Here is a 16,004-nt window from a genome sequence, read left to right as displayed (position 1 = left end):
TCATGGAAGCTTCAAAAGACATTTCGCGCCTGATCGAGATCATGGCTGCCCTGCGCGATCCCGAAACGGGCTGCCCCTGGGATATCGTCCAGACCTTCGAAACGATCAAGCCCTACACGATCGAGGAAGCCTACGAGGTCTCCGATGCGATCGAACGCAACGACATGGACGATCTTTGCGAGGAACTTGGCGACCTGCTGCTGCAGGTCGTCTTCCATGCCCGCATGGCAGAAGAATCCGGCGAATTCACCTTCGGTGACGTCGTTGAAGCCATCACCCGCAAGATGATCCGTCGTCACCCGCATGTCTTCGCGCGGTCCGGTGCCGACACCCCGGACCTCGTCAAGAAGCAGTGGGACGAGATCAAGAAGGCGGAAAAACACGAGCGTGCCGAAAGGCGCGCAAGGCGCGGCGTTTCGGAAGATTTCAATGCAGGCTTTCTGGGCTCGGTGCAGCGTAGTTTCCCCGCGCTCACAGAAGCGCTGAAACTACAGGAACGCGCCGCAGCGGTCGGCTTTGACTGGTCGGCGCCAGAGCCCATCCTCGACAAGATCGAAGAAGAGATCGGTGAGCTTCGTGCCGCACTCAAGGAGGGCAATCACGCGAAGGTCAGCGATGAACTCGGCGATCTGATCTTCGCCATTGCCAATATCGGCCGGCATGTACAGGCCGATCCCGAGCAGGCGCTTCGCGGTACAAACACGAAATTCAGACGGAGATTCAATCACATCGAAAAAACACTTGAAGCAGATGGTGAAACGCTGGAGGCTGCAACGCTAGAGCGCATGGAGGAAATCTGGCAGGCCGCCAAGGCGATCGAACGCGCGGTCGCAAGGGAATGACACCTCCACATCATGTCGAGGGTTCATTCGTCGAATCTGCCCTCTTTACCATGGCTGCCCGAAGGCGAAGCCGCAAGGCTTCGAAGGATCACCCCGCACCCGCACGTCCTTTGCGGCATCGCTGAACGCGTGCCTCTGCCACCAGGCGACCATTCCATACTCTTCCTCGCAGGAAGCCAGCCACCGCGCGGCCGAGCGGTGGCTTACCCGCATGCCACGGGGGAAGAATCTCCTGCACACAAGGACCTTGGGCGTGCCGAACGGTGATTTCATCGGCAATCGGCGCGTCTCGAATTTGCCTGAAAGCGATCAGCGGTTAGCGTCTCGCTATTCCCAGTCTTCCTTCTGCGGCTTCAAGCCGTCGCCCATGCGCCGTTCCAATTCGGCCGCTTCGCTTTCGGCGAGCCTTACGTCGAGCGTCACCGTGCCGTCTTCGTTGTCTTCGCGGCCGTCGACGATTGAATGTTCGTAAAGCCAGGGCAGCAGCGCCAGCTTGCCCAATGGCAGCTTGATCGTCGTCGCGGTCATCACCCCGGAAAGGCGCTTGCTGATTTCCTCCATCAGGTGAGCGATGCCCTCGCCGCTGATGGCCGAAACAGCGACCACGTTTTCGGCGCCTGCAACCTTCTGCACCATCGCGTCATGCGTTTCCGGCTCGAGACGATCGATCTTGTTCCAGACTTCGATGATGCGTCGTGCGCCTTCGGCCTCGTCGATACCGAGATCATTCAGGATGCGCATCACGTCGGCGCTCTGCGCCTGATTGTCGGCATCCGACATATCGCGGACGTGGAGGATCAGATCGGCTTCCAGCACCTCTTCGAGCGTTGCGCGGAAGGCGGCGACAAGATGCGTCGGCAGATCGGAGATGAAGCCGACGGTGTCGGACAAGATGACGGTCCGGCCATGCGGCAGCTTCATGCGGCGAAGCGTCGGATCGAGCGTTGCGAAGAGCATGTCCTCGGCGAGCACGCCCGCGCCTGTAATGCGGTTGAAGAGCGTCGACTTGCCGGCGTTGGTATAGCCCACCAGTGCCACGATCGGATGCGGTACCTTCTTGCGTTTTGCCCGGTGCAGCTGACGGGTGCGGACGACCTGCTCCAGCTCGCGTTCCAGCTTGATGATCCGGTCCTGCAGCAGACGGCGGTCGGCTTCAATCTGAGTTTCGCCCGGGCCGCCCATGAAGCCGCCGCCGCCGCGCTGGCGTTCAAGGTGGGTCCAGCTGCGGACCAGACGGCCCTTTTGATAGTTCAGATGCGCAAGATCAACCTGCAGCGTGCCTTCCTTCGTGGAGGCGCGGCGGCCGAAGATTTCCAAGATCAGGCCCGTGCGATCGATGACCTTGGCATTCCACTCTTTCTCCAGATTGCGCTGCTGCACCGGCGTCAGCGGGTGATCGACGATCACCAGGCCGGAATCATGCTCATCGAGCTGCGCCTTGATTTCCTCGATCTTGCCGCTGCCGAGCAGCGTGGCCGGACGCGGATCGGAGATCGGTACGATCGCGCCGTTGACCACATCCAGATCGATTGCCTCAGCAAGACCGGTCGCTTCATCGAGGCGGCTCTCCGGCGAGCGGGTCGCAGCTCCTTCGATGGGCGCACTCTTAGCCCGCGCCTGCTTGAGCACAGGCACGACGACGGTTGCCCGCATATCATCCCGAAGTCTCTGAGCCTCCGGGATGATGGAATCATTCCTGGTATCGCGTGTCGAAATGACTGCTGACCTTGTTAGGACGCTGCTTCTTCGCTCTCGAACATCTGCATGGGCTGGCCAGGCATGATTGTTGAGATCGCGTGTTTATACACGAGTTGCGAATGGCCGTCACGGCGAAGAAGAACGCAGAAATTGTCGAAGGAAGTGACAACGCCCGTGAGCTTTACGCCGTTAATGAGAAAAATTGTGAGAGAAATCTTTTGCTTGCGAACAGTATTGAGAAATAAGTCCTGCAAATTCTGAGAACGTTCCGCCATCGCGCCGCTTCTTTCTTTATTGCCGGCTTGATCGAGCCGGTGAATATTAATCAACCTCTCCTGAAAGACGGAAGGTAACCCTCATCCCTTCCGTCCAGCAAATCTTGGTATCAAATCGCAATCTTTTCCGCAACGTCGAAAAAGGCTTCTCGAATATTCTGCGAGATCGTGCCGGGATGACCGTTGGCAATCGTCTGCCCATTGATGGAAACGACAGGAAAACAAATGCTTGTTGCAGCCGTGATGAAGACTTCGCGTGCCGCTAGCATTTCGGCGACGGTGAAGTTCCGTTCGACGATCCTGAGGTCGAGCTTCACCGCGACATCCATCAGCGTCGTGCGCGTGATACCGCGCAGAATGCCATGTTCGGCAGGGCGCGTGATCAAGGTGCCGTCGGCGTCGACAATCCAGACATTGGTCGCGGCACCTTCTTTCACGCAGCCGTTGGCATCGACATAAATGGCCTCCTGGGCGCCGGCTTCTTTTGCCTGCTGGCGAACCAGGGCGTTAGAAAGAAGACCGACCGTCTTGATGTCGACCCGATCCCAGCGATTGTCCGGAACGGTGATCGCCTTGATGCCGTTTGCGTTTTTCTTCGCGATGACCGCAGGATCGGTACTTTTGGCCGTAATGACCACCGAAGGCCTGGTGCCCTCGGCCGGAAAGACATGGTCGCGGCGCGCCACGCCGCGCGTCACCTGCAGATAGAACAGGCCGTTGCGTACCTTGTTGCGGCGCGCCGTTTCACGAATCACATGGATCATCGCCTGGCGGCTCATTGGCCAGTCGATGCGCAACTCGCCAAGCGAGCGGTTCAAGCGATCGAGATGGCGCGTGATATCAACGATGTAGCCATGACGGATTTCGCAGACCTCGTAGACGCCGTCGGCGAACTGATAGCCGCGGTCTTCGATATGTACCATCGCATCGGCGTGCGGCACGTAACGGCCATTCACATAGGATATTCTCGGCATGGAAAACCTGAATCTAAGGCAATGAAATGGGAAACCGGCGCAGAAAACTGCGCCGCAGCAATCAGACGCCGAGCGACTTCAGCTTACGATGAAGCGCCGAGCGCTCCATGCCGACGAATTCCGCGGTGCGCGAGATATTGCCGCCGAAGCGGTTGATCTGCGCCATCAGATAATCCTTCTCGAACATCTCGCGGGCTTCGCGCAACGGAAGCGTCATGATGTGGTAGTCGTTCTTGGCAGACACCTTGGGCAGCATGTCGCCGAGGTCCGTCGGCAGCATGTCGGCTGTGATCGGCGCATCCGGGCCGTCCGAGCGGGCAAGGATCATCAGACGTTCGATATTGTTGCGCAGCTGGCGGATGTTGCCTGGCCAGTCATGAGCCTGCAGCACCGCCATTGCATCGTCGCCGATACGGCGCAGACGGATGCCGGCCTGCTCGGAAATCTGACGCATCAACTGATCGACAAGGAACGGGATGTCCTCGCGGCGTTCCGCCAAGGCCGGCACGCGAACGGGAACGACTGCGAGGCGATGGTAAAGATCCTCGCGGAACCAGCCTTCGGCAATGCGGCTCTCCAGATTGTAAGCCGTCGACGAGATGATACGGACATCCACCTTCACGCGCTTCGATCCGCCGACGCGTTCGAACTGCTGGTCGACAAGCACGCGAAGGATCTTGTTCTGCGTCTCGCGCGGCATTTCGCCGACTTCATCAAGATAGAGAATGCCACGGTGGGCCTCTTCCAGCGCCCCGGTCTTGCGCGCTTGGCCAGGGGAGCCTTCCGTCCCGAAGAGAGCGACTTCCATGCGCTCCGGCGTAATGTTCGCAGCGTTCAAGGCCACGAACGGGCCGTTTGCGCGCGCCGACTTCTTGTGGATCATCCGCGCCACCAGTTCCTTGCCGGAGCCGGATGCACCGAAGATCATGATGCGGCTGTTGGTCGGCGCGACCTTTTCGATCGTCTGGCGAAGCTGCGAGACCGCGACCGAAGTGCCGATCAGCTCGACGGCGTCGCCTGCGCGCCGCTTCAGCTCGGATACCTCCCGCTTCAGCTTCGAGTTCTCCAGCGCCCGTTCGGCAATCAAGATCAGGCGATCTGCCTTGAAGGGCTTCTCGATGAAATCGAAGGCGCCGCGTTTGATGGCGGAAACAGCCGTTTCGATATTGCCGTGGCCCGAAATCATTACGACCGGGATGTCGGGATGGCGCGTCTTGATCTCGTCCAGCAATGACAGACCATCGAGTTTGCTGCCCTGCATCCAGATATCAAGGAAAATCAAGCGCGGCGCGCGATCTGAAATCGCGGCGAGCGCGCTGTCGCTGTCGTGCGCGGTGCGCGTCTCGTGTCCTTCATCAGAAAGGATGCCGGAAACGATTTCGCGAATATCGTGCTCGTCATCGACGACGAGAATATCAGAGGCCATACACACTTTCCTTGTCATTTGAGGCCGGGGCGGCAGGAACCGGCTCGAGACGCGGCAGATGCACGCGGATCATGGCCCCCCTTCCCTGGTCGAAATCGGCGGGCGCATCATGCAGTTCCAACTGCCCGCCATGCTCTTCAATAATCTTCTTGACGATTGCGAGGCCGAGGCCAGTGCCCTTCTCCCGCATCGTCATGTAGGGCTCCAGGATGCTGTGCCGGTTCTCCACCGGCAGTCCCCGGCCGTTGTCGATGACGTCGACCGTGAAGCGGTCGCGGCTCTCGTCCAGCGACGCCCTGACGAGAACCTTCCGTTGATCGCGTTCGCCGCTCGGGACCGCCTCGATGGATTCGACCGCGTTCTTGATCAGATTTCCGAATGCCTGGCCCAACATGCGGCTGTCGAACTGGCCCTCCAGCGGCTTGTCGCCGAACTCCTGCAGGAAACTCACATGCGTATTGCCCATCTCGCGCAGAAAGATGGCATCGCGAAGAATATTGCGCAGATCGGTCTTTTCCTTCGTCGGCTTGGGCATGCGTGCAAAGGCCGAGAACTCGTCGACCATGCGACCGATATCGCCTACCTGCCGGATGATCGTATCGGTACATTGATCGAAAACCGCGCGGTCCTCCTGATTGATCTGCTTTCCGTAACGGCGCTGGATGCGTTCAGCCGACAGCTGGATCGGCGTCAGAGGGTTTTTAATTTCATGGGCGATGCGTCTTGCCACGTCGCCCCAGGCCGTCGAGCGCTGCGCAATCACGAGATCGGTAATGTCGTCGAGGGTGATCACGTAGGAATCGCTCGTATCGCGAACTTCCTCGCGCGTGACCTGCACGCTCAGCGTTCGCACCGTTCCGCCGCGTACAAGGGCAATCTGCTTGCGGAAATCGCCGCGGTAGCGCGATGCGGCTTCGGTCAGCACGTGATCGACTTCGGGAGCAATTTCATTCAACTGCTTCCCGAGCATCTCGCGCGCCGGCAGCGACATCAGCGTCTCGGCCGAACTGTTGACGATGGTGATCCGCCGGTCGCTCTCGACGCCTATCACTGCGGCGGTGACACCCGACAGCACGGCCTCTATGAAGCGGCGGCGGTCGTCGACCTCGTCCTTCGCCTCCAGAATCTCGTCACGCTGTGTGCGGATTTCCGAAATCATCTTGTTGAACGTGCGGGACAGGTTTGCAACGTCGCCATCCACCGCATGAACAGGCACGACGATATCCATGTTGCCGGACGCCACGCTGTCGGCGGCGGTGATCAGCAGGCGGATCGGGCGGACGATCCGGTCGGCAACGGCAATAGCCGTCCAGATCGCCGCAAGCAGCACGATCAGGGCAAAGCCGATATAGAGAACCGCGAAGGCAATCTGCAGCGAGACGCGGCCGGCCTCCATGGAACGGTATTCCGTCGCATTCTCCTCCATCATGCGCATGGCGCCCATGACCTTCGGATCGACGGCGCGAACGGTGTAGAGGAACGCGCTTGGAATCTGCTCGAGTTTGATGATGGCGCCGACGAGGTTGGTTACGCCCGGCGGGATGAGCGTCGGCTGGCCGGCGGCGGCTTTTTGCAGGGCATCCTGGGGAATGGCGGGTAATGGCTTCTCGGTCTTGATGTCTGCCTGAACGATGACAGTTCCGTCGCTTTCAACCAGGAATGCGCCCAAAAGCCCGCGCCCCCGCGCCTGACGCGTCATCAACTCTCCGAAGCCTGTGCGGTCGAGGTTATAAAGCACCCGGTTGCGTTCCAGGTCGTTCGCCATGGAGATGGTCTGCCCCTGCAGATAGCTGGCGTTCTCCATCATGTAAGCTTGGCCGATATTGCGCGACGAACTGACGATGGATTGCGTGCGCAGCGCGAACCAGCGGTCGAGCCCGGCATTCAGCGTGATACTTGCAAAGATCGCCACCAGGATCGCCGGCGTGATGGCGACGATCGAGAACAGGACAACGATCCGGATGTGCAAGCGGGCAGCGGCGCGCCCGCGCGTGCGCGCTTTGAGCAACCGCGCAACTTCACGTCCGATCAGCGCTATCAATGCAAGCACGAAGAAGGAATTCACCACGACCGAAGTGATGACGACGCGGGTGGTCGGGTCGATCGGCGTTACACCCAGCAGAATGAAGAGCGTCAGCGTCGCACAGAGCAAAGCGCCCCCGGCCAGGACGAGACCCGGCAGCGCAAACAGCGCACGGCGATCGGTAACGGTCGAGACCGTGTCGCCATCTGCCGCAGGCGGTGGCGCTTCCTGCTTCATTAAGTCATCACTCCAAGCGGCAGAAGAGCCGGTATGTCACGGTTCATCGAATGGATATGATCGCCATGCATGCAAAGCTCCCGGCGTCTCAGCCATCTGCTGAAACGGCGCCGGACAGCCTGAAACATGAGCTTCAGCAGCCTCGATGCGAATGGCGAAGTCCAAACCCTATGCGTGACCTTTAAGCAACGCATTGTGGCGAAAATGCAACGCGGGCTGCAGCCTTGTCAAGCTGTTCGAGAGCTTCTGTAAACGGAGACGCCGAGTTCGCGGATCTTTTTGCGCAGCGTATTGCGGTTCAGTCCGAGCAAATCCGCCGCTTTGATCTGATTGCCGCGCGTGGCCGTCAATGCGGCGAGGATCAGCGGATATTCCAGTTCCGTCAGCACCCGATCGTAAAGGCCCGGAGGCGGCAGATTGTCGCCGAAACTTGCGAAATAGGTTCGCATGTTTTCTTCCACCGCCTGAGCAATCGTCATCGATCCCGCACGGATCGGCCCCTTGTCGATCGGGCTGTCCGGCACGTCTGAACGAAGCTCGGCTTCGATTATCTCGCGGGTGATCACGTCCTGTGGATAAAGTGCCACCAATCGGCGGATAAGGTTCTCCAACTCGCGCACATTGCCCGGCCAGGCATAGGCCTTCATCAACTCGATAGCTTCCTGGTCAAACCTCTTGGTACCGAGCCCTTCCTTTTCGGCCTGCTGAATGAAGTGCCGAACAAGGTCGGGGATATCCTCGGCTCGGTCGCGCAACGGCGGAAGGCGCAGCGGGACGACGTTCAAGCGGTAATAGAGATCCTCGCGGAAGAGCCCCTGGTTGATTGCCTGCTTCAGGTCCTTGTTGGTCGCCGCCACGATGCGGACGTCCGTGCGGATCGGCGTACGCCCGCCGACGGTCGTATATTCGCCCTGCTGCAGGACGCGCAAAAGACGCGTTTGTGCGTCCATCGGCATATCGCCGATTTCATCGAGGAAGAGCGTGCCGCCTTCGGCCTGTTCGAAGCGGCCGGTGGAACGGTTCTGCGCGCCGGTAAAGGCACCCTTTTCGTGACCGAAGAGCTCGGATTCGATGAGGTCACGAGGGATGGCTGCCATGTTGATCGCCACAAAGGGTCCGTTGCGGCGCTTGCCGTAATCGTGCAGCGCGCGGGCCACAAGCTCCTTTCCGGTCCCGGATTCGCCCGTGATCATCAGCGTCAGGTCGGTTTGCATGAGGCGGGCGAGCACGCGATAGATTTCCTGCATGGCCGCCGAACGGCCGACAAGCGGCATGCCGTCCTGCATGTCTTCGTCGAGCTTGGCAGGCTTCTTCTTCGGCTCTGCGAGCGCGCGACCGATAATGCCGATGAGTTCCGTCAGGTCGAAGGGCTTTGGAAGATAGTCGTAAGCGCCCTTCTCAGACGCTTTGATGGCCGTCATGAAGGTGTTCTGCGCGCTCATGACGAGCACCGGCAGCTCAGGACGAGCCTTCTTGATTCTCGGAAGCAGATCGAAGGCATTCTCGTCCGGCATCACCACGTCAGTCACGACCAGATCGCCCTCGCCAGCCGACACCCAGCGCCAGAGCGTGGCGGCATTGGAGGTGATGCGAACATCATAACCTGCACGGCTGAGCGCCTGGTTTAGCACGGTACGGATGGCCGCGTCATCATCCGCCACGAGGATCGTTGCTGTCATCGAGAAGTTCCTGTTGGGTTTGCAATTGCCGCATCATCGGCCGAAGCATCCTTGGAAGCCGGCATAAGGACGCGGAACGTCGTCTTGTTGTTCTGGCTGTCGCATTCGATGATGCCGCCGTGATCGCCGATGATCTTGGCGACAAGTGCAAGGCCAAGGCCGCTGCCGTTCGTCTTCGTGGTGATGAACGGATCGAAGAGATGCGGCAGCAAGTCAGACGGCACTCCGGGACCGTTGTCCTGCACGCAGAACTCCAGCGGCAGCGAGATTTTCTCGCGCGTTCCGGCGACAGAAAGGCGGATGCCGGGGCGATAGGCCGTCGTCAGCATGATCTCGCCGTCCTGCCGGTCTGCGACCGCTTCGGCTGCATTCTTCACGAGGTTGAGGAAGACCTGCACGAGCTGGTCGCGGTTGGCATAAACTGCAGGCAGCGACGGGTCGTAATTCTCTGTGATGCGGATGTGCCGGGCAAAGCCTGCCCTTGCCACCGCCTTCACGTGGTCGAGCACCGAATGGATGTTGACGGGCAGACGATCGACAGGGCGTTCGTCGGAGAAAACCTCCATGCGATCGACCAGCGACACGATGCGGTCTGTCTCGTCGCAAATGAGCCTCGTCAGCGCGCGGTCCTCATCGACCACCGACTGCTCAAGAAGCTGGGCGGCACCACGAATGCCCGAGAGCGGGTTCTTGATTTCGTGGGCCAGCATGGATGCAAGGCCCGTCACCGACCGGGCAGCCGCACGGTGCGTCAGCTGACGGTCGATCTTGTCGGCCATCGAACGCTCCTGGAACACCACGACGACGGAGCCGGGTTCACTGATCACCGGCGCGACGTAGATATCGACAAGCTTGTCCTGACCAAGGCGGGGCGAACTCAGATCGACGCGGTATTCGTTGACCGGCGCCCTGCGCTCCCGCACCTGATCGATCAGGGCCAGTAGCGGGCTTCCGAACGGAATGAAGGTGGAGATCTTGTAACGGGCGAGGTGCGACGCGCTGGCGCCGAAAAACGATTCCGCCTCCCAGTTCGCGAAGGCGATCAAGCCTGCCTCGTCGACCATCACCACCGGATTTTGAATCGCGTTCAGCACTGCCATCGCAACGCCGCCGGTATGATCGGCTTGAACCTTATCCATTAGGCTGCCTCCCGGCCTTTTGAAATTTCCAAACCGGCCGCCAGCGCATCGCGAAGGCGCGCGACAACTTCTGCCCGTCTATGCGATGTCATGATTTCCGCCTTCTGCGAAACCGGCAGCGACGGTGCGAAGCGCTCCAGATACCAGCCGAGGTGCTTGCGCGCATGGCGGATAGCCGTGGCCTCGCCATAAAAATCCAGCATCATTTCGTAGTGCTCGACTGCAATGTCCGGTATTGTTTCAGGCGACGGCGCAGCTGAGCCAGCGAGCACGCCTGCATGCCATGGCCGCCCCTGACAACCACGGCCGATCATCACCATATCCGCGCCCGAGCGGCGAAGGATCTCCTGCGCATCTGCCTGTGTGTCGACATCGCCGTTCGCGATCAGCGGAACCGAAATTGCGTTGCGAACGGCACGGATCGCGTCCCAATTCGCCTTGCCTTCGTAAAACTGCATGCGCGTACGGCCGTGAATGGTGACCAGCCTTACCCCTGCATCTTCGGCACGCTTGGCGATCTGTGGTGCGTTAATCGAATTATCGTCCCAGCCGAGCCGCATCTTCAGCGTCACCGGAATATCGACCGCCTTCACGGTTGCCTCGATAAGGCTCAATGCATGATCGGGGTCACGCATCAGCGCCGAGCCGGAATAGCCGCCGATCACCTTCTTGGCCGGACAACCCATATTGATATCGATGATGTCGGCGCCACTATCGGCCGCAATCTTGGCCGCCTGCGCCATCCAATGCGCCTCGCGGCCGGCGAGCTGAACCATATGCGGCCTGAAGCCGGCAGCCCTCAATCGCGACCATGATTCGGCCGTGCTGTTTATAAGCTCCCTGCTCGCTACCATCTCGGTTACGACCAGGCCCGCCCCATGGCGCCAGGCGAGTTGCCTGAAAGGCATGTCGGTGACGCCGGACATCGGGGCCAGCACAACGCGGTTGCGCACGGAGACGTTTCCGATCTGCAAAGGCGCCGCAAGATTTATTGGATGCAATTGATTATCTTTCAGGCACACGATACTGCTGCACTATTTTTAGCCATACTAAGAGGGCTTGCCAAGAGGCTTCGGTGAGAATTGATATTTTTTGGGCAGATGCTGGAAAGCGAACCGCGAAGGCGATAGAGCAGTCGCGCCGCTGTCCGCACATTTTTAGGGATTTATGCCGCAAATGCATTCGAAGCAACCGATCTCGGCTGGAATTGTCATCGTCGCTGCCGGCCGCGGCGAGCGGGCGGGTTCGCATGAAGAGGGTCCTAAGCAATATCGCCTGATCGGCGGAAAGCCGGTTATCACGCATACGCTTGAAAAATTCATGACATGGGAGCACGCCACCCACATCGTCGTCGTCGTCCATCCTGACGACGACGCGCTGGTCGCAAAGGTATTTCGCCAGCTGCTGTCGACCACGCCGATCGAAGCTGTCCACGGCGGTGCAACACGACAGCAGTCCGTTCTCGCCGGACTGAGGCACCTGAAAGACAAAGGCATTACGCATGTTCTCATTCATGACGCCGTTCGCCCCTTCTTCGACCACCAACTCCTCGATCGAATCGCCGACATACTTGCCGGCGGTGCGCCGGCGGTGCTACCGGCAATGCCTGTTGCCGACACGCTGAAGCGGGCGGACGCTACCGGTACGGTCCTCGAAACGGTGTCACGCGAGCATCTTTTCGCGGCCCAGACGCCGCAATCTTTTGCCTTCGACACCATCCTGTCGGCGCATGAAAAGGCAAGCGAGATCGGTCGCATGGATTTCACAGACGACGCATCAATCGCCGAATGGGCGGGGATTCCCGTCACGATTGTCGAAGGTGCTGCCGACAACGTGAAACTGACGGTCAAACGGGATATCACCCTTGCCGACGACCGGCTTACGTCATCGCAGCTGCCCGACGTGCGCACCGGCAACGGCTACGACGTGCATCAGTTGGAAGCCGGCGATGGGGTCACGCTGTGCGGCGTCTTCATCCCGCACGACCAGCGGCTCAAGGGCCATTCGGATGCAGACGTCGCGCTGCACGCCCTGACGGACGCGCTGCTTGCCACCTGCGGCGCAGGCGATATCGGCGATCACTTCCCGCCTTCGGACCCACAATGGAAGGGTGCCGCCTCGCGCATCTTCCTCGAACATGCGGCGAAAATCGTGCGCAATCGCGGAGGCACGATCATGAATGCCGACGTCTCGCTCGTTGCCGAAGCGCCGAAAGTCGGCCCTTACCGCGACGCGATGCGGACCAATCTTTCGGAATTTCTGGATATTTCGATCGACCGCTGCTCAGTGAAGGCAACGACGAACGAGACCATCGGCTTCGTCGGCCGCCGCGAGGGCATTGCGGCGATCGCAACTGCAACCGTCGTCTATCGCGCAGCAAAGGGGTGAGTATGTTCACGGCCGACATCCTCTCGCTCGCACAGAACATCATCTGCGAGTTCACGACGGCAAAGAAGATGATCTCAACTGCTGAATCCTGCACCGGCGGGCTGATCGCCGGCGCGCTCACCGAGATCTCTGGCTCCTCATCAGTCTTCGATCGCGGTTTCGTCACCTATACCAATACCGCTAAGATCGAGATGCTCGGCGTCCAAGAACGCACGCTCGAAAGCTTCGGTGCCGTCTCCGAGGAGACTGCGGTGCAAATGGCCCACGGCGCCCTTTTCCGCTCCCGCGCCGACGTCGCGGTCGCCGTGACCGGAATTGCCGGGCCGAGCGGGGGCTCGCCGGAAAAGCCGGTCGGACTGGTTTATCTGGCGGCGAAATCGCGCAACGGGGAGCTTATCCGCCGCAAGATGCTCTATGGCGATATCGGCCGCGGCAAGGTGCGGCTTGCAACTGTACAAACCGCACTGGAAATGTTGATCGAACTCCAGGAAAGCCGGGCGTAATCCTGCGCTTGGAACAAAGAGCACTGGCGCCCGTTCCTATGCCGGATTTCTTTGCGCAAGGGGTTACGTCGATGAGATATCTGGCCGCAATGGGAGTTGTTTTGAGCCTGGGCTGCGTATCGGCTGCCGAGGCCCCGTCAAACTATCAGACCTATCATGGAATCCGCGTCGATTCTGATCCGGTCTTGCTGGCGAAATACGATCGGGCTCTTGGATATTGCCAATACGAGGCGATGTCCTGGCGAAGAGGGTCGCCCAATCCGTTCAGCCTCGTTTACAACGCGGCCCTGAGAAGTTGCCTGTCGCGGCGCAACTTTATCGATCGGGGGGCATATGCCTATCCGGCAAATCGGTATTTCGATCATTTCTTCGATCGGTAACAGCTGCCCGGACGCGCCGTCTGACGGCTACCGGTAGATCGCTTCCGCCCTCTTTTCGAAGGCCTCGGAAAACATGCGGAAGGCGCGGTCGAACATCGAGCCCATCAGCGCACCAAGGATCCGGCTCTTGAACTCGTAGTCGATGAAGAAATGGATGGTACAGCCGTCACCACCGGCCTCTTCAAAGCGCCAGCGATTGTCGAGATACCGGAAAGGACCATCGATATATTTGACGTCGATGAAGCGCTCCCCCTTGTTGAGCAGCACCTGCGTGGTGAAGGTCTCGCGAATCGCCTTGTAGCCGACAGTCATGTCGGCAATCAGCAAGATCTTGCCGTCGCGTTCCTTGCAGCTGCGGATGCTCAGGGCTTCGCAGAGTGGCAGGAATTCGGGATAGCGTTCTACGTCGGCCACGAGGTCGAACATCTGATCGGCGGAGTGCGGGACGCGGTGATGCGTTTCGAATTGCGGCATGATCGGCAGTTAAGCGGCAGAACCGAGAAGATCAAGAAGCTCGCGTATCTGACGGCGTGTTTTTAGCTGGAGAACCGGCACATCGGGCCCGTGGGCGGCCATGGCGGCGAGAACCATGGGCGAGTGCTTGTTCTCGAAGTTCCAGATGTAGCCCAGGAATTCGAGATCGATCTTCTCCGGGCATCCCGGCGTCATTTCCGGCCGTGTGCGCCCGATCCACTTCAGCCAGCGGCTGACGGCGCCCCAAAGGCACATCAGCCGCGGCATGCGGACCCACAAGACGATATCGGTCCGCGGCAGCCGGAGATCAAGGCTGGACGTGTTGGTTCCGTCCATGATCCAGCGATCTCCCTTGATCCGTTCGGCTATCAGCGCGCGCTGCTCCGGTCTAGCGCGTGCGATCCACCCCGGCAGCCAGAAGAACTCGCGATCCATGGAAACGAAAGGCAGGCTGAAGCGCGTTGCAATCGTCCGCGCAAGCCTGGTCTTGCCGCCGCCGGAACAGCCAATGACCAGTACGCGATCAGCCGTCTTCAACCGATGGGCAGCATCCCTGACATCGCTCAACCAGGCCATGGCATCCTCTAACGAAAAAGCCGCGGGAGGATCGCCGCGGCTTTCAAAGAATGCAAGCTTTCGTTGATTATTCCGCCGCCATCAACAGTTTCTTTTCGCGTGCCGCCCTCAACCGGGCGAAGTCGTCGCCGGCGTGGTGCGAGGATCGGGTGAGCGGGCTCGATGCCACCATCAGGAAGCCCTTGGTGTAGGCGACGGTTTCATAAGACTTGAATTCATCCGGCGTCACGAACTTCTCGATCTTGTGGTGCTTGCGGGTCGGCTGCAGGTACTGGCCGATTGTCAGGAAGTCGACGTCGGCGGTTCGCAGGTCGTCCATCAATTGGAGCACTTCGTTGCGCTCTTCGCCAAGGCCAACCATGATGCCGGACTTCGTGAACATCGTCGGGTCCAGTTCCTTCACGCGCTGCAGCAGGCGAATGGAGTGGAAATAGCGGGCGCCGGGACGGACTGTCAGGTAATTCGACGGCACGGTTTCCAGATTGTGGTTGAAGACATCCGGCTTGGCGGCGACGACGCGCTCCAGCGCGCCCGGCTTGCGCAGGAAGTCCGGCGTCAGGATTTCGATCGTGGTTGCTGGCGAGGCGGCTCGGATCGCAAAGATCACCTTCTCGAAATGTTCAGCGCCGCCGTCTTCCAGGTCGTCGCGGTCAACCGAGGTGATGACGACGTGGGAAAGGCCCATCTCCTTCACGGCCTTGGCGACGTTTTCAGGCTCTGCCATGTCGAGTGCGTTCGGCTTGCCAGTCGAGACGTTGCAGAACGCACAGGCGCGGGTACAGATCTCGCCCATGATCATGAAGGTCGCGTGCTTCTTGTCCCAGCACTCGCCAATATTCGGGCAGCCGGCCTCTTCGCAGACGGTGACGAGGTTGTTTTCCTTCACGATGGCGCGGGTTTCGGCATAACCCTTCGAGGTCGGCGCCTTGACGCGGATCCAGTCCGGCTTGCGCATGACTTCCGTATCGGGGCGGTTCGCCTTTTCCGGATGCCGCACGCGCTTGGCGTCGGAATTGATCGTGTCGAGAATGGTTACCATTGCAGTATCAACTTTCCGCCGCCCCATGCGGCTTCGTCATCCGTCTGCACATAAGGGTTTTGCTCGAACCTTACAATTCGAACCATGATGTGCATTTATCGCCGCACGAGGCGGGCGATGAATATCAGCAGGCAGGCGCCGAGGAAGCCGGTGACAAAGTAACCGAGCCGTCCTGCGGCCACTTCGATTTGGAACTGCGCCAGGACGGCGGTCGCGACCACCGATCCGACGATGCCGAGCACGATGTTCAGCACAATGCCGTATCGCGCTTCCATCAGCTTTCCGGCGAGCCAGCCTGCCAGACCGCCGATGATGATTGCCGCTATCCAGCCGACGCCTTCCATAATCATC

16 protein-coding genes are annotated in these 16,004 nt (G+C 59.9%); 4 read left to right on the top strand and 12 right to left on the bottom strand.

Annotated elements, in window-relative coordinates:
* The first annotated feature begins 2 nt into the window (after positions 1 to 2).
* Positions 3 to 842 carry a nucleoside triphosphate pyrophosphohydrolase gene (gene mazG / locus AM571_RS09655; RefSeq protein ID WP_074061211.1) on the top strand — a complete coding sequence of 280 codons (840 nt, stop codon included), beginning with the start codon at positions 3 to 5 and terminating at the stop codon, positions 840 to 842.
* Positions 843 to 1,169: 327 nt separating this feature from the next.
* Here the strand turns inward: mazG and hflX are convergent, their stop codons facing one another.
* From hflX to dusB, 8 genes are all read right to left on the bottom strand, one after another.
* Positions 1,170 to 2,495, bottom strand: coding sequence for a GTPase HflX (gene hflX, locus AM571_RS09650; protein ID WP_074061210.1), 1,326 nt, complete (start codon positions 2,493 to 2,495; stop codon positions 1,170 to 1,172).
* A gap of 77 nt (positions 2,496 to 2,572) precedes the next feature.
* Positions 2,573 to 2,815 carry an RNA chaperone Hfq gene (gene hfq / locus AM571_RS09645; protein WP_003539403.1) on the bottom strand — a complete coding sequence of 81 codons (243 nt, stop codon included), beginning with the start codon at positions 2,813 to 2,815 and terminating at the stop codon, positions 2,573 to 2,575.
* 110 nt (positions 2,816 to 2,925) lie between these two features.
* On the bottom strand, positions 2,926 to 3,789 hold the full coding sequence (locus AM571_RS09640; protein ID WP_074061209.1) for a D-amino-acid transaminase: 864 nt from the start codon (positions 3,787 to 3,789) through the stop codon (positions 2,926 to 2,928).
* Positions 3,790 to 3,850: 61 nt separating this feature from the next.
* Complete coding sequence (locus tag AM571_RS09635; protein ID WP_074061208.1) at positions 3,851 to 5,215, bottom strand: sigma-54-dependent transcriptional regulator; 1,365 nt, start codon at positions 5,213 to 5,215, stop codon at positions 3,851 to 3,853.
* The gene (locus AM571_RS09630) at positions 5,205 to 7,475 is read right to left on the bottom strand and encodes a sensor histidine kinase NtrY-like (protein ID WP_074061207.1); all 2,271 of its coding nucleotides are present in this window, start codon (positions 7,473 to 7,475) and stop codon (positions 5,205 to 5,207) included. Before AM571_RS09630 ends, AM571_RS09635 begins: the two co-directional genes overlap by 11 nt.
* A 227-nt stretch (positions 7,476 to 7,702) precedes the next feature.
* Positions 7,703 to 9,154 (bottom strand): nitrogen regulation protein NR(I), encoded by a 1,452-nt coding sequence (ntrC, locus tag AM571_RS09625; protein WP_074061206.1) that lies wholly within the window; start codon positions 9,152 to 9,154, stop codon positions 7,703 to 7,705.
* Positions 9,151 to 10,293 carry a two-component system sensor histidine kinase NtrB gene (locus AM571_RS09620; RefSeq protein WP_074061205.1) on the bottom strand — a complete coding sequence of 381 codons (1,143 nt, stop codon included), beginning with the start codon at positions 10,291 to 10,293 and terminating at the stop codon, positions 9,151 to 9,153. The genes ntrC and AM571_RS09620 overlap by 4 nt, the downstream gene beginning before the upstream one ends.
* Complete coding sequence (gene dusB, locus AM571_RS09615; RefSeq protein ID WP_196776316.1) at positions 10,293 to 11,315, bottom strand: tRNA dihydrouridine synthase DusB; 1,023 nt, start codon at positions 11,313 to 11,315, stop codon at positions 10,293 to 10,295. Before dusB ends, AM571_RS09620 begins: the two co-directional genes overlap by 1 nt.
* 145 nt (positions 11,316 to 11,460) lie before the next feature.
* Between dusB and AM571_RS09610 the strand changes: the two genes are divergently transcribed.
* From AM571_RS09610 to AM571_RS37320, 3 genes are all read left to right on the top strand, one after another.
* Positions 11,461 to 12,681 (top strand): bifunctional 2-C-methyl-D-erythritol 4-phosphate cytidylyltransferase/2-C-methyl-D-erythritol 2,4-cyclodiphosphate synthase, encoded by a 1,221-nt coding sequence (locus AM571_RS09610; RefSeq protein ID WP_074061203.1) that lies wholly within the window; start codon positions 11,461 to 11,463, stop codon positions 12,679 to 12,681.
* Positions 12,678 to 13,184 (top strand): CinA family protein, encoded by a 507-nt coding sequence (locus AM571_RS09605; RefSeq protein WP_074061202.1) that lies wholly within the window; start codon positions 12,678 to 12,680, stop codon positions 13,182 to 13,184. The genes AM571_RS09610 and AM571_RS09605 overlap by 4 nt, the downstream gene beginning before the upstream one ends.
* A 71-nt stretch (positions 13,185 to 13,255) precedes the next feature.
* Complete coding sequence (locus AM571_RS37320) at positions 13,256 to 13,564, top strand: hypothetical protein (RefSeq protein ID WP_074063151.1); 309 nt, start codon at positions 13,256 to 13,258, stop codon at positions 13,562 to 13,564.
* Positions 13,565 to 13,591: 27 nt separating this feature from the next.
* Here AM571_RS37320 and AM571_RS09595 read toward each other — a convergent pair whose 3' ends face one another.
* From AM571_RS09595 to AM571_RS09580, 4 genes are all read right to left on the bottom strand, one after another.
* The gene (locus AM571_RS09595; RefSeq protein ID WP_074061201.1) at positions 13,592 to 14,038 is read right to left on the bottom strand and encodes a type II toxin-antitoxin system RatA family toxin; all 447 of its coding nucleotides are present in this window, start codon (positions 14,036 to 14,038) and stop codon (positions 13,592 to 13,594) included.
* A 9-nt stretch (positions 14,039 to 14,047) separates the two neighbouring features.
* Complete coding sequence (locus AM571_RS09590; protein WP_074061200.1) at positions 14,048 to 14,614, bottom strand: AAA family ATPase; 567 nt, start codon at positions 14,612 to 14,614, stop codon at positions 14,048 to 14,050.
* Between the two features lie 67 nt (positions 14,615 to 14,681).
* Positions 14,682 to 15,653 carry a lipoyl synthase gene (gene lipA, locus AM571_RS09585; RefSeq protein WP_074061199.1) on the bottom strand — a complete coding sequence of 324 codons (972 nt, stop codon included), beginning with the start codon at positions 15,651 to 15,653 and terminating at the stop codon, positions 14,682 to 14,684.
* A gap of 95 nt (positions 15,654 to 15,748) precedes the next feature.
* Positions 15,749 to 15,997 carry a GlsB/YeaQ/YmgE family stress response membrane protein gene (locus tag AM571_RS09580; RefSeq protein ID WP_074061198.1) on the bottom strand — a complete coding sequence of 83 codons (249 nt, stop codon included), beginning with the start codon at positions 15,995 to 15,997 and terminating at the stop codon, positions 15,749 to 15,751.
* Positions 15,998 to 16,004 lie beyond the last annotated feature (7 nt).

The sequence above is a fragment of the Rhizobium etli 8C-3 genome (assembly GCF_001908375.1).
In the GTDB taxonomy this organism is placed as follows: Bacteria; Pseudomonadota; Alphaproteobacteria; order Rhizobiales; family Rhizobiaceae; genus Rhizobium; species Rhizobium etli_B.
This window is presented reverse-complemented; position numbering and strand designations above follow the sequence as displayed.